Source organism: Coleofasciculus sp. H7-1 (assembly GCF_057473865.1).
Genome location: NZ_JBYCCT010000040.1, coordinates 81,614 through 96,122 on the forward strand (window position 1 = coordinate 81,614; position 14,509 = coordinate 96,122).

A 14,509-nucleotide genomic window follows, 5' to 3' on the forward strand; every position below is an offset into this window, starting at 1 on the left:
GGCAAACTGATGAAAATTTTTCATCCCCAGCGCCAAAAATGCCGTTTCTTGTGTTTAGCAATCTCAGCGCTGCTCGTGCTGCCGATTGGGGTTATTCCGGTGCGAATAGCGGCTCATCTCCAAGCACCCGTTCCCCAAGCTTCCTAAACTGTCATAAAATGCTGGGTGAAAGGGTTCCCAAGCGTTGTCTTCATTGAGCTTATTGGTGTGGGCATGATGGTAATTGTGCAGAATTCGCCAACTGTGGAGTTGAGTGCAGTGCGTTTATACGGGCACAAAAATACTGCCCGATCCGAATTTGTGGCAGGCAGTACTTTTGATCGGCTAATGATTTATGACTTCGGCGAACGAAGCTAGCACCGAAGAGTTGCCGATGGGGTTACAAACAGCATTTCTAGGGATAAAAGCCTCTTCCTACGAACCGGGCGCGTTGGCGGTGTTGGGAATCGCCGCCGTCTCGCAATCCGATGCTAACCGCTGCTGTTTGATTGTTTGCAGCTGTTGCAAGAGAATTTCAACTTCCGCCTGCAAATGCAGGAACTTAACTTGCTGGTCGGCTTGATAGACAGCTTTGGTCACAGGCTTCAGATGCTTGTTACCCGTTGAGGCTGTCGAAACATTGCTCAGCGGCTCAGAATTGCCAACAGAGTCTTGAGGACGGGTCAGTGTAGATGAACGAGTGGACATCAGCTAAATAGATATTTCTGCGTACTCACACCATCTCGTAATTTTAGCCTGAAGTGGTAACTAAGTTAAATTTTATGTGTCGCTTTTCCAAGTGGCTAAAAAAATGCTGCGGGCTGTAGAAGTTGGGTAGTAAAAATTTTCATCGTTATGCGATCGCTCGACTTTTAGCTTTATTTTCAATGACTGTGGACACAATCGAGGCTGGGCCTCGATTGCGAACCAAAATATAAAATCGGTTTAATTCCGCCAAGGACGACTCACCTGTTCCAATTGGGCAACTTCCTCGCCGCTCAATTCCCAACCTAGCGCCCCGGCATTCTGCCGCGCCTGTTCGGCTGTCTTCGCGCCCGGAATCGGAATCACATCGTTCTGAGCAATTAACCAATTGAGGGCAACCTGAGCAGGTGTTTTTTGATACTTTTCGCCTAACTGACTTAATAAGGATGTCACCGGGGAGATTTTCTCCAAGCCGCTGCGGCTGAAGCGAGAGTCAAATCGGCGGGCACCCGTCGGTTCCTGGTACTTCTCAACAGTGTACTTGCCAGTGAGTAACCCTTGTGCTAAAGGGCTGTAAGCCAGGATCGTGACTCCCAGTTGACGCGCTGTGTCTAGAATGCCGTTGGTTTCGATTTGTCGAGTTAGCAGAGAGTAGCGCACTTGGTTCACCGCTAAAGGCACTCCTCTAGCTGCCAGCAGTTGGTGCGCTTCTTTCATTTGTTCGGCTGAGTAATTGCTGACGCCGACTGTAGCAATTCTGCCTCGCTTCACCTCATCGGCTAGGGCATTCATCAGCGTCTCTTGACTCATCAAGAAGGCAAAAGGCCAATGCACCTGATAAAGGGCAACTCGCTCAACCCGCAAGCGTTTTAAACTGTCTGTTAAGGCATCTGAGACAGATTGGGCGGTGAATCGCCAAGGGTAGGGGCCATATTTGGTGGCAATTTGCACTGAACGTCCAGTTTGTTGCATAAACTGTCCCAAGAATTCCTCTGATTTTCCTGGGCCATAAATCTCAGCAGTGTCAAAAAAGGTAATGCCGGAATCTAGAGTGGCTTCAAAGGCTTCTCGCAGTTGGGCTTCCCCGTAATCGCTGCCATAATTCCAAAACAGCTTGTCCCCCCAAGCCCAAGTGCCGATACCGAGTTGGGTGACAGTGGGGCCATCGCGCCCTAAAGTAATGGTTTGCACGCTCAAAATCTTTACTTTTTACCGAAAATTTTGGGTATAAAGCCCCGCCGTTTTAGGGCGGCTTTTATTGAATCTTAATACTTTATCCGCGATTTTACATGGCAAAGTAGATTCATGTTAGTTAGAGAAGCCAAGCTACTAAACGGAACCAAAGAGCAATACCTAGCCCTTGACGATGCCATTAGAACAGCTCAATTCATTCGCAACAAGGCGATACGGCATTGGATAGACAATCAGGGTGTGGGTAAAGCTAATTTGTACACACTATGCAAAGACTTAGCTAAAGAATTTGACTTCGTAAAGTCGCTAAACTCAGCAGCCCGTCAAGCTAGTGCGGAAAGAGCATGGCAGGCTATCTCTAACTTCTATCGTCGTTGCAAGAAACAGGAGAAAAAGAAGGGCTATCCCCAGTTCAAGAAGCATTGCCGCTCCGTAGAGTACAAAGTATCCGGGTGGAAACTAGCCAAAGACTGCATGAGCATTGTCTTCATGGATGGCTTCAATATTGGTACTTTGTCACTGTACTGTAACAACCAGACAAGAGAAGACCTGTTCCGACTGAAGATCAACCGTGTCCGAGTAGTTAAAAGAGTCGATGGCTACTATGCACAGTTCTGTTTTGATGCAGAACGTAAAGAGCAAGGAGAATACACAGGGAATGTCGTCGGACTTGATCTAGGGTTGAAATTCTTCACGAAAAATCAAAATAATAACGCTGTAATCTATCTTCAATATCTCCGGAAGTCTGAGCAGAGACTTAAGAAGTTACAACGGCGGGTCAGTAGAAAATTTAATAAGAACAAAAAACCTCAATCAAAGAATTACCATAAAGCACGGATTCGGCTAGGGAAACTCCACCTCAAGATCCAAAGACAGCGTAAAGACTGGGCAATTAAACAAGCTCGGTGCGTAGTAGCATCTAACGATGTTGTCGTCTATGAAGATTTAAAGGTGTCGAATATGGTCAAGAATCATCATTTGGCTAAGTCGATTAATGATGCTGGTTGGTATCAGTTCACTCAGTGGTTGGATTACTACGGGGAAATCTGGGATAAGGCAGTCGTGGCGGTATCGCCTAACTTCACTTCCCAAGATTGTTCTAACTGTGGTCAGAGAGTGAAAAAGTCCCTCAGTACCAGGACTCATTCATGCCCTAGTTGCGGGATAGAGATTTGCCGTGACACAAACGCAGCAATCAACATCCTCAAAAAGGGCATGGGGATTCTGGGCATAGAGTGGAACAACAGTATCTTTGGGCAAAAGGGATCTGCCTCGCAAGAGGGAAAGCATAGGGAGAAGACCACCTCTACTATTGATGGGCAACCTGACAAACAGCAAGTGGACTTCTGTGAACTATGAACAAGAATCCCCGTCGCTTGACTCGCGGGGGGTATGTCAAAAAACTTCATATATTTCAGTTTAACGTCGCAGACAGTCGCAGATGAGTAGACCTCTTGCACAGAGTCGATGGATGCCTACAGACTGAAGTCTGAGGCATACATACCTATACCCGACGGAAGCGGGTTTTAAGAGTCCGCGCAGGCGGACTACCCTCCCTTGAAGGCTAAAGCCTTACGGCATGAACGCGCCTACGTTTTTGTAGCCGCAATTACGAACATCGCCAAGTATTTTTGTAAGAGGTCTAATATGGTGAAATGAAAACAGCAAAGGATGTTTTCATTTAATTTTAAAAAAAGATGGCATCAGGTGATAGATCAAATTTGCAACCAGAGGAATCGCAACCGCACGAGTCATTTCCTCCCAGGGTGAATTTATTCACCATGTTCCGACTCGGCTTATTTCAGATGGGATTGGGGATGATGTCTGTTTTGGCGCTGGGCATTCTCAACAGAGTCATGATTGGGGAGTTAGCAATTCCTGCCACAATTGCGGCGGGTGCCTTGGCGATGCACCAGTTTGTTGCCCCAGTGCGAGTGTGGTTTGGGCAAATGTCGGATGCGAAGCCGTTATTGGGTTATCACCGCACAGGTTATGTGTGGATAGGTGCAACACTATTTGCGATCGCATCCTTCCTCGCCGTACAAGTCATGTGGCAGCTGGGCAATGTGGTACAAGCTGCCGGGGGTTGGGCATGGACAACCCAAACCTACGGCTGGACTGCTTTACTGGCGCTCATCTTCGCGTTTTATGGCGTGGCGCTGAGTATGAGTTCGACTCCCTTTGCCGCGATGTTGGTGGATATTTCCGATGAAGATAATCGTTCTAAACTCGTCGGGATTGTCTGGTCTATGCTAATGGTGGGAATTGTTATCGGGGCAATTATCGGCGGCAGTTTGCTCAAGCAAGTCGGCACAGACGCACCGCTAGCAGCATTGCAAGCCTCGATCGACCGCTTGTTTGTGATTATACCGGCGACCGTAGTTGGTCTGGCGTTGCTGGCGACGGTGGGCGTTGAAAAGAAATATTCCCGCTATACCTCTCGTTCCACTTTAGTAGAGCGAGAAGATAGCATTACCTTGGGTAAGGCATTGCGAGTGTTAACGGCTAATCGGCAAACGGGAATCTTTTTCACGTTTTTGATGGTGATGACGATTAGTTTGTTTATGCAGGAAGCAGTGTTAGAACCTTATGGGGGCGAGGTTTTCGGGATGCCAGTTTCCGAAACAACCAAGCTGAATGCTTACTGGGGATTGGGAACCCTAATTGGAATTAGCAGCACCGGCTTTTTAATTGTGCCTCGTCTAGGCAAGCAAAAAACAGCTAAGCTAGGCTGTCTGTTGGTAGCTGCTTGTTTTGTCTTGATTATCCTGTCAGGATTCAGCCAAAATCAAAAGTTATTGCAGGGTGCGTTATTCTTGTTTGGTCTTGCCTCTGGCGTCACAACCACCGGCGCGATTAGCTTAATGCTGGATCTGACAGCAGCGGAAACGGCAGGTACGTTCATCGGTGCTTGGGGATTGGCGCAGGCAATGGCACGGGCACTGGCAACAGTGACAGGGGGTGCTGTTTTGGATGTGGGGAAAAAGCTATTTACTAACCCGGTACTATCTTATGGATTAGTATTTGCGCTGCAAGCCGTGGGAATGGTGCTAGCGGTTTGGTTCCTCAGGCGGGTAAATGTAACAGAATTTCGCACAGATGCCAAGAGTGCGATCGCAATCCTAGAAGGTGAATTAGACTAACAAATTGCGAATAGATAATCGAAGAGTGGCTAATTGTATTACCATTAGCCATCAACCCCGAACCACGAACGCAGATGACAGATTTTTGGGAGAAGGTTTTAAGCTTTGCACAAGAGACGACTGTGAGACTTGGCAAGCAACTGCTGCAAGATTTTGGGCAAGTACAGGCAGAACATAAAGCAGATGGGAGTTTGGTAACACAGGCGGATAAGTGGGCAGATCGAGAAATTCGAGAAGCGATCGCCCACACATTCCCCAGTCACGATGTTTTGAGCGAAGAGGCAGAACATACTTTTTTTGGTTCCGAATGGTGCTGGGTTATCGATCCAGTTGATGGCACCACCAATTTTACGCGGGGAATTCCGATCTGGGGAATTTCAATGGGGTTGCTGTATCAAGGCACTCCGGTATTCGGGTACGTGTATTTTCCCCCCACCAGACAATCTTTTTACGGCTTTTGGCACGGTGACGGCGGTAACAATGGTGCTTTTTTAAATAATCGCCCCATTCACACTAGCCCAGATTCTCCTAGTAATAGTCACTTCTTCTGCGTGTGTGCCAGAAGTACCTCCATCTTGCAGAAACCTTTCCCCTGCAAAATCCGGATGTTGGGCGTCACTACCTACAATTTCCTTGCAGTTGCTTCCGGTACCAGCTTGGGCGGTGTTGAATCTACCCCCAAAGTTTGGGATATTGCAGCAGTCTGGGCAATTTTGCACGCAGCGGGTGGAGTTTGGATACCGCTGACTTCAAAACCCGTGTTTCCTTTGCAAAAAGGAGTAAATTATGGCAGTATTTCTTTCCCCACTTTAGTAGTGAGTCGTCCCGAACTCGTCCCAACTTTTCAACCTTTAGTGCAATTTTTGGGGAATCACAATTGACACTTCCCCATCTTTAAGGAAAACTTCTCACATCTTGCACCAGGCTGTTGAAACCGCAGCTACACAAATGAAACCTGCTCCCGACAGGTTACAGAAGCCTTGATTTTCTGTTAGTCCGCACTTTTGGGACTGGGAATGCAATCGCCCCAGAATTATATTCTGAGGGCAGGAGAGCAAGATGTGAGGGCTTACACAACATCACCACATCTGCCACCGCAATCCCCCTGGGGATTGAACCCGAAAAAACGCTATATGTATCAGCTTTGCGTAAGTCCTGAAGATGTGAGGGCTTAAAACAAGGACGTTTTATCAGGACTTATGCAACATCACTAGGACTCGCCGCACATCACCACATCTGAGGGCAACCACAGGGGGATTGAACCCGAAAAAACGCTATATGTATCAGCTTTGCGTAAGTCCTGTTTATGTCTCGGACTGCGTGTCTCAACCTAATTTTTTCTTTCTTCTCGATCGCAAAAGCCAGGGGTTTGAAACCTTGTGTGCTGAGGATGCCAACTTCTTTTTTGCTTACTCCTCAGTCCTCTTCACTCAGTCCTCAGCCCTCAGTCCTCTTCACTCACTCCTCAGCCCTCACTCCTCTTCACTCAGCCCTCAGTCCTCTTCACTCAGCCCTCACTCCTCAGTCCTCTTCACTCAGTCCTCTTCCCTCAGTCCTCAGTCCTCTTCCCTCAGTCCTCAGTCCTCTTCCCTCAGCCCTCCACCCCTTAATAACCGCTTGGGGCACCTTCGCCGCGAGGATCGGCAGCACCTTCTAATAAGCCTTCCGGGGTCACGACGATCGCGTTCGCATTTCCCCAAGGCGATCGCTCTTCGATTTTGTGCCCTCGACGGCGGAGTTCTGCAAGCGTGGCGGCGTCTAAGCCGTAAGGTTCCACGTTGAGCGTGTCAGGAAGCCATTGATGATGGATGCGGGGGGCAGAAACGGCGGCACCGGCATCCCTGCCGTATTCTAGGACGTTGAGGACAATTTGCAGCACGGTAGTAATGATCGTGCTACCCCCAGGCGCACCGGCAGCCATCCGCAGCTTGCCCTTTTCGGTAACGATGGTTGGGGTCATACTGGAGAGGGGAATTTTGCCCGGAGCGATCGCATTCGCTTCACCGCCCACTAAACCAAAAACGTTGGGGACTCCCGGCGCAGCAGCGAAATCGTCCATCTCGTCGTTTAGCAGAATCCCCGTTCCCGGCACCACCACACCCGATCCAAAGCCGTAGTTAATCGTAAACGTGAGGCTGACGGTATTGCGCTCCTCATCGACTACCGTTAAATGAGACGTATCTTGCGATTCCTTGGGATTGGCAAAGCGCTGTAACGTCTCCCGATTCTCTGCCTTCACCTCAGTGGAAGATCGCGCCCGTTGCAGACTAATTTCCTGGCGTCTTTTGGCGGCGTATGCCGGACTAATCAGGGCGTTAACGGGAACTTTCACAAAAGCCGGATCGCCCAAATGCACGGCCCGATCTGCATAAGCGATCCGCATTGCTTCTACCATTAGATGCAGGGTGTCAGGGTGGTGCCATCCTTGGGATTTTAAGTCAGTTTCCCCAATAATATTTAACATTTCCAGCAGGTGAACGCCTCCCGACGAAGGCGGCGGCATCGAGCAAATACGAGAGGCGCGAAAATTGCCGCAAACGGGGGTGCGCCAGGTAGTTTTGTAAGATTTTAGGTCTTCAAGGGAAATCAAACCCCCATTTTTTGCCATATCGCTAGCGATCGCGCGGGCAATCTCGCCGGTGTAGAAGCTTTGAGGATTGAGAGCGATCGCTTGTAAAGTTTTGGCTAAATCTTTTTGTACCAGCTTCTCTCCCGGTGCAAACAAAGTGCCGTTAGGAGCAAAAATTTGTCGTGCTGCTGGATTATTTAGAATGGCATCCTTGCGGTTTCCAGCCACCTGGGCGAAACGCAAGCTGGGGTTGGTCATAAAGCCTTCGTTCGCAAAACGGATGGCGGGTGCGATCGTTTCTTGCCAGGGAAGTTTGCCATACTGGCGATGGATTTCATACAGTCCCGCCACGGTTCCGGGCACCGCTACTGACAAATAGCCATTCACACTGGCATTGGGACGCACCTTTCCCCCTGCATCCAGGTACATATCCTGCGTTGCCTTCAGGGGGGCGTGTTCGCGGAAGTCAAGCGCTTTGATTTCGCCAGTCTTCTCCAAGCGTACCAGCGCAAAACCCCCGCCGCCGATGCCAGCAGAAAAAGGCTCTACAACGGAAATGGCAAAAGCAGTTGCCACGGCTGCATCGACTGCATTGCCTCCCTTGCGTAACATGGTCAAACCGGCGTCACTCGCCAGTCGATGAGCGGAGACAACCATACCCCGTTTGCTTCTGAGGGGCTGTATAAATGCTGCGGGTGCTTTGTCGCACCAAGACACGGAGACAGAGACAAAAATTGTCACCAGTGCTAGAGAAAAACGCTTAAACCTGAGAAAGCTGGGCATTTTTGGGTTCTCTTTTCGCTCTAATCGCCAATCACCTGATAGCCAATAAACATATCACTCGCCCGCTGGCTCAAATAATTGTTTGGATTTGAACTGCTCTCTTCCGGCAGAGGAAGAATAGGGGATTCAACGAGTCTGTACAATGAGGAAAATATTAGAAGCTGGGCAAAGCCCGAACCCAGATCGTTTCATTTAACAGGCTTGCATAAGAACAGCACCATTCTAATTTTTTGCCCACGACCTTTCATCCTTCATCCTTGAAAAGTGCCTCCCATCACTCAGACGCCGACGCAACTATCAATTACCTGGCCCTATCTGCCAGAGAATTTTCCCCTGCCAGATGACCCCGTGGAGAATACAGATCAGCCACTTTTAGCAGCAGCTTTGCGCCAACTCTTGATTGCCTTACCCGACCGAGTGCAAGACGCGCTCATCGTGTCTAACTTTGCCTTGTGTGCAGCCATTGAAGGGCGGATTATCTGCAAAGCACCAGACTGGATGTATGTGCGACCTGTTCAAGCTTGGCCTCATGCTTATTCCCGCCGCAGCTATACGCCGCATACTGAAGGCACCATTCCTCAAGTGGTGATGGAGTTTCTCTCTGCTACTTATGGGGAAGAATATTCGGTTGAGTTTACAGAGGGTGTGGGCAAGTGGTTTTTTTACGAACAAGTGATTCAAGTTCCCCGCTACGTCATCTTCCGACCCGATACGGGAGGCATTGAAGTCTATGCTTTGGAGTCGGAACGTTACCAACTGCAAACACCAGAGGAAGCGGGGCGCTATTGGATTCCCGGATTAGATTTATTTCTGGGAGTTTGGGAAGGAAGCCACGAAGGCAGAACTGGCTATTGGCTGCGGTGGTGGAATGCTGAAGGTGAGTTAGTGCTATGGTCAGAAGAACGGGCAGAACAAGAACGCCAACGGGCAGAACAAGAACGCCAACGGGCAGAACGGCTGGCAGAACGGCTACGTCAGATGGGAGTTGACCCAGAGCAGTTGTAACAGACAAGAGCGATCGCCCCTGTGTCATTTTCCCATGCGTCCGGTGAGGTTGGCGATCGCCGTCGCTAACTCCGCTGGGTTGACTGGCTTAGGAATGTGTAGCTGGAAGCCTGCTAGGAGAGCCTTTGTACGGTCTTCAGCTCTGGCGTAGGCTGTCAGCGCTACAGCCGGAATTTTTCCGCCTTGTGTATCCAGCGCCCTCACTTTACGAATCAGGGCGTAGCCATCTTCTCCCGGCATCCCAATATCGCTCACCAAGATATCTGGCTGCAAGCGGTGGAGCGCTTCCAGTGCTTCGCCTGCACCCGTCACAGCCGTGACTTGGGCGCGATATTGCTCCAAGATGGCAATTAGCACTTCGCGGGCGTCGGCTTCATCATCCACGATTAGCACTCGCAAGCCATCCAGAGTTACGGGAGAAGCGAAGTTGACGGATGAGAGATGAAGATGAGAATTTAATTCATCCTTTCTCCCTGCTTCATCCGTCCGGAGCGGTAGATTCACAATAAAGGTTGCGCCTAAGCCAAGTCCGGGGCTTTGGGCGCGGACGGTTCCACCTTGCAATTCTACGAGGTGGCGCACGATCGCGAGTCCGAGTCCGAGTCCGCCATGCGATCGCGTAGTTGTACCATCGGCTTGACGGAAGCGTTCAAATACATAAGGGAGAAAGTCATCACTAATCCCCTGTCCCGTGTCGGTGACTCTGATTTGGGCATAGTTGGTTCTGGGGTGTTCATTCCCATTCCCCATAACCACTGAAAGTTGTACCTCGATCCGCCCCGCCTTGGGGGTAAACTTGACGGCGTTAGCAAGCAGATTCCAGACAACTTGCTGCAAACGAGCGGCATCGCCCAAAATGAGTCCGACTGAGCGATCGCATCTAGATTCTATTTGAATATTTTTCGCTTCTGCGGCAGGTAGCACCGTATCGATAGCCGCCTCAATCACGGGTACAAGTTCGATGGGACGCACATTTAGGCGCAGCTTGCCGGTAATAATCCGCGAGACATCTAGGACATCCTCAATCAGTTGAGACAGTGCCCTTGTATTCCGGTCGATGGTTTCTAGGGCGCGGGCGGCAGTGGCGGCGTCAAACTTCCGGGTACGAAGGAGTTGAGTCCATCCCAGCATGGCGTTGAGAGGCGTTCGCAGTTCGTGGGAAAGGGTAGCTAAAAACTCATCTTTGATGCGGTTTGCTTCTTGGGCTTCCCGGTAAAGACGTGCATTCTCAACAGCTACGGAAGCCATCTGTGCCAGCTGGACGAAGATGGCTTCATCTTGTTCGGTGAAGTCACCCTCGTATTTATCCGACAGTTGAATCAAACCAATATTGTTCCCGTTGTGTCCCGTCAGGGGTGCGGCTAGCCAGCCTCGCATCGGTGGATATTTACCCGCAGATGTGCTGAATTCTTGCCAAGCGGGATCTGCCTCCAGTTCAGCTTGCGTCATCCGCATCGGGCGGTTCCTCTGGCTGACAAGCGAGTAGATGCCCGTACCATCGAGCTTTTCCAAGGATTCGCGCCAAGCTGCATATTTGTCCGAGAGGGAGATGGCGTTGAGAGACTGCGCCCAGTCTTGATTTCCGCTCAAGTTAGTGACTGACTGGTGGGCACCGATGATGGTACGCGCTTGCTCGGCGATCGCTTGCAACCGCCGATCGATCGAGAGTGTAGAGTTGATGGCTAAAGCAGCATCCGCCAAGCCTCGAAGTTGGGTCGCCCGTTGTTGTTCGTTGAGCAAAAGTTGGTTGCGTTCTTGCTCTAACTGCTTGCGATCGCTGATATCTTCAACCATGCCCAATCCATAGCAAGCTTTCCCTTCGCCATTAAAAATTGCCGTAGCTGTAAGATGAATCCATAAAATTTCTCCATTTTTCTGGATGTAACGTTTCTCTATTTGATAGCAAGCTAGCTCACCTTTGAATATTTGCTTTGCATAGCGCCAATCTTTTTCAACATCTTCGGGGTGGGTAATATCCGCAAACGTCAATTGACTGAGTTCTTGCTCTGGGTATCCCAACATCTCACAGTAGGTTTTATTCATTTTGACCAACCGACCGTTTAAGTCAACAACGGAGATGCCAATGGGTGCCTCTTCAAAAAATTTCCGGAATCGTTCCTCGCTTTCTCGAAGCCTTTCCTCTGCCCGTATGCGTTCCGTAATATTTTCGTGTACCAAAACCACTTCGCAAATATTTCCGGTTTCATCTTTTACGGGATAGATGAAAGACTGCGTCCAGCGTTCTTGGTTTTGGTAATCTCCTAGCTCCGCAACATCATATATGATTGGTGGGATGGCTGCCGCTTCGCCAGCAAATGCCCGTTGAATGTATGGCATGATGCCTTTAGCGACTAATTGCTCATCCTTCAACAGGTTGTATTCTGGAATTTGGTCAAGAGTGATTCCCCAAAGTTGCTCCCAAGCTCGGTTTACCTGAAGAATCCGACCGTCGGGAGCCATAATTTGCGTACTCAACGGGGACTGATCCACCAAAGCCCGGAAGCGAGTTTCGGATATTCGCAACTCTTGCTCAGCGCGTTTGCGATCGCTTAAGTCAATCGCAAAACCCACACCGATTTGGTTAGAGTCGCCCAGATAGCTTGTCCCAACCAAGATGGGCACTCTGGTGCCGTCTTTGCGGATATATTCTTTCTCGAAGGGAGTATGGGTGCCTGTCTGCTGCATCTCCTCCATCGCCTGCATATCCAGATGCCGATATTCTGGCGGCGTTATTTGCGCCCAGCTCACTTTTCCGGACAACACTTCCTCCTGCGTATAGCCGACGATGTCACAAAAGGCATCGTTTGCCTCCAGAATGTTGCCAGAAAAGTCCGCAACGATAACCCCGATGATATTTGACTCAATCAAGCGTCTCGCCCGTGCTTCGCTCTCTCGCAGAGCCGCTTCGGCTTGCTTGCGCTGGGTGATGTCGCGGGAAATGATCGCGATGCCCTTGATGCTTTTATCCTGATTGTGCAGTGGGGCTACGATATATTCGTAGTGCTGCAAGCCGCTAGCACTTAAGAAGTCGTTCTCATTTCTGATAGGTTCTCCCCTAGAGATTACCTCTTGTCTGTGAGCATCGAATTGTGTGATGATTTCTTCTGGCAAGCCGATATCTCGCCAAGTTTTGCCTACCAAATCCCTTGGCTGGAAGCCCACGACTTGGGCACCGCCAGTGCTTACATATTTGTAGCGACCTTCACGATCGAAGATGTAGATGTGATCGACAGATGCCGAAAGAATCGCATCCAGCGTACTGGCTTGTTCTTGAAGCTCTTTTGCGAGGTGCCGAGAGTTTTCTTCCACTCGTTTGCGATCGCTAATGTCCCGTTGAGTTCCCCAAGCTCGTACTAAAAAACCATTTTCTACAATTCCTACGAGATTATTTAAGAAATATTTAGAATTTCCTTCTTTATCCACCTCATAGGATTCTGCATCGTTGAGTTGGTAGCCAGACTGAATAAACGCACGCAAATATTCAATATTATTTGGCTCTGAGGGAATCAGAAAATCTTCTAATCTTACCCCAATAATTTCTTCGGCACTATCAAAACCATACATTTGAGCCATGACATGATTACATTCAGCTAAGTATCCATATTGGTAGAAATGCTGAATCTGCTCATCTTCTGCAAGTTCTATAGAAATAGGCTGCTCAAGTTCAAACCGCCAAATTCCCTCTGAACTACGCTCAATAAAAGCGCGGTAGCGTTCTTCGCTGTTCCGCAGCAAGGCTTCAGCTTGCTTGCGCTCAGTAATGTCTCGAATAATACTCAAAATTATTTTTTTATCGCCAATCCCTAGGCTTTGGGCACTCACTTCTACAGGAAAGAAACTCCCATCTTTGCGGCAGTGAATGGTTTCAAACAAAATACCTTGTGTGTCTGCCTGCTCGATTTGCTGAGCTATCAAATCCTGAGTTTGTGGCGCTCGTAAATTGTTAATTTTTAGGGAAAGCAACTCTAATTTATCGTAGCCATAAGCCTTAATAGCCGCCTGATTTGCTTCAATAATTTGACCATCAAGATGCACATATAAAACAATGTCACGACTGTGTTGAGAAAGAAGTTGATATCGTTTTAATTCTTCCTCAGTCGCTTTGCGCTCGGTGACATCAGTCAACATAGCGATCGCTTTTGGCATCGTTTCGCCTTTCGCGCCGCTAAATTCACCGTCTTCATTAAAAATAAGATTCGTGGAGACAATTGCCCAAAGCGTCGAACCGTCTTTGCGGCGGAAACGGAAGTCAAACTGCTCTTTGATGCCCCGTTTCCCGCGCTCCAAATATCGCTCTATATGAATGCGAGCCTCTTCATCCATGAAGTCAAAAATCGGACGATCGAGCATCTCTTCTACACCGTAGCCGAACATCTCAGCTAACCGCTGATTGACATACTCTATCCGCAGTTGGGCATCAACTAACCAGATGCCCTCGTTAGCCGTCTCGACGATGCTACGATACCGTTCCTCGCTGGCTCGTACTTTTAATAAGTTCATCTCGGCTCGTTGCTTGGCAGCCTTTAATTCCGCACTGAGCGAACTAATGAATAATGCTACAAACCCAAACACCGCCAATCGCAGGATGTCCCCCCAACCAAACAATAGTGAATGGAACGGAGGGATAAAAAAGTAAGTAATCGTTACAGTAGACAAAACGGTAGCTAGCAGCCCCGGTTTCCAGCCGCCGTACCAGGCACTCAACATCACGGCAGCAAAAAAAAGTGGGGAAATGTGCGGCTGAATGTGCGGCAATATCCACAGCGTCAGTAGCATGGCGCTAGCAACGGCGAGTACAGCAACACAATAGCGCCGTAATCGAGGGTTTATTTTTTTTAACATATTTCGTTCTCCTGGCGGGTTCAGCTTTTACAGCGCTTCGTACTACCCAAATGCCAACAGCGATTCTTGATGTGAAAAATGAAAAACTAATTTCCCGCACCAACGCGATCGCTGGTTCGCACATCTACCGTATTGACTCCTCGATCCGTATCATAGCCAGATGTCAAGGTTTAGCGCCTGTATATTTCAAAATACTGATGATGCCAGCATCAAACATAGAAATCGGCTCCAATTCCGCTATTGCCCAAGATTGCACAATACTGTAACAATTGGTGAGGTTGGGAGCCTCTCT

10 protein-coding genes are annotated in these 14,509 nt (G+C 49.1%); 6 read left to right on the plus strand and 4 right to left on the minus strand.

Annotated elements, in window-relative coordinates; translation table 11 throughout:
• The first annotated feature begins 9 nt into the window (after positions 1-9).
• Positions 10-147 carry a hypothetical protein gene (locus AC2VDX_RS10760; protein ID WP_378179824.1) on the plus strand — a complete coding sequence of 46 codons (138 nt, stop codon included), beginning with the start codon at positions 10-12 and terminating at the stop codon, positions 145-147.
• A gap of 267 nt (positions 148-414) precedes the next feature.
• Here the strand turns inward: AC2VDX_RS10760 and AC2VDX_RS10765 are convergent, their stop codons facing one another.
• Complete coding sequence (locus tag AC2VDX_RS10765; protein WP_378179821.1) at positions 415-687, minus strand: hypothetical protein; 273 nt, start codon at positions 685-687, stop codon at positions 415-417.
• Positions 688-924: 237 nt separating this feature from the next.
• Positions 925-1,875 carry an aldo/keto reductase gene (locus AC2VDX_RS10770; RefSeq protein ID WP_378179818.1) on the minus strand — a complete coding sequence of 317 codons (951 nt, stop codon included), beginning with the start codon at positions 1,873-1,875 and terminating at the stop codon, positions 925-927.
• A 114-nt stretch (positions 1,876-1,989) separates the two neighbouring features.
• Here AC2VDX_RS10770 and AC2VDX_RS10775 point away from each other — a divergent pair, with 114 nt between their 5' ends.
• From AC2VDX_RS10775 to AC2VDX_RS10790, 4 genes are all read left to right on the plus strand, one after another.
• Positions 1,990-3,234, plus strand: coding sequence for an RNA-guided endonuclease InsQ/TnpB family protein (locus AC2VDX_RS10775; protein WP_378179815.1), 1,245 nt, complete (start codon positions 1,990-1,992; stop codon positions 3,232-3,234).
• Between the two features lie 338 nt (positions 3,235-3,572).
• Positions 3,573-5,018 carry a BCD family MFS transporter gene (locus tag AC2VDX_RS10780; protein ID WP_378179812.1) on the plus strand — a complete coding sequence of 482 codons (1,446 nt, stop codon included), beginning with the start codon at positions 3,573-3,575 and terminating at the stop codon, positions 5,016-5,018.
• Positions 5,019-5,092: 74 nt separating this feature from the next.
• On the plus strand, positions 5,093-5,899 hold the full coding sequence (locus AC2VDX_RS10785; RefSeq protein WP_378179810.1) for an inositol monophosphatase family protein: 807 nt from the start codon (positions 5,093-5,095) through the stop codon (positions 5,897-5,899).
• A 509-nt stretch (positions 5,900-6,408) separates the two neighbouring features.
• Complete coding sequence (locus AC2VDX_RS10790; protein ID WP_486928154.1) at positions 6,409-6,675, plus strand: hypothetical protein; 267 nt, start codon at positions 6,409-6,411, stop codon at positions 6,673-6,675.
• On the opposite strand, the gene ggt is transcribed toward AC2VDX_RS10790, so the two are convergent.
• Positions 6,625-8,370 (minus strand): gamma-glutamyltransferase, encoded by a 1,746-nt coding sequence (gene ggt, locus AC2VDX_RS10795; protein WP_378179806.1) that lies wholly within the window; start codon positions 8,368-8,370, stop codon positions 6,625-6,627. The genes AC2VDX_RS10790 and ggt overlap by 51 nt on opposite strands.
• A 264-nt stretch (positions 8,371-8,634) precedes the next feature.
• Here ggt and AC2VDX_RS10800 point away from each other — a divergent pair, with 264 nt between their 5' ends.
• The gene (locus AC2VDX_RS10800) at positions 8,635-9,375 is read left to right on the plus strand and encodes a Uma2 family endonuclease (RefSeq protein ID WP_378179803.1); all 741 of its coding nucleotides are present in this window, start codon (positions 8,635-8,637) and stop codon (positions 9,373-9,375) included.
• Between the two features lie 24 nt (positions 9,376-9,399).
• Here the strand turns inward: AC2VDX_RS10800 and AC2VDX_RS10805 are convergent, their stop codons facing one another.
• Complete coding sequence (locus AC2VDX_RS10805) at positions 9,400-14,217, minus strand: PAS domain S-box protein (RefSeq protein ID WP_378179800.1); 4,818 nt, start codon at positions 14,215-14,217, stop codon at positions 9,400-9,402.
• Between the last annotated feature and the right edge of the window lie 292 nt (positions 14,218-14,509).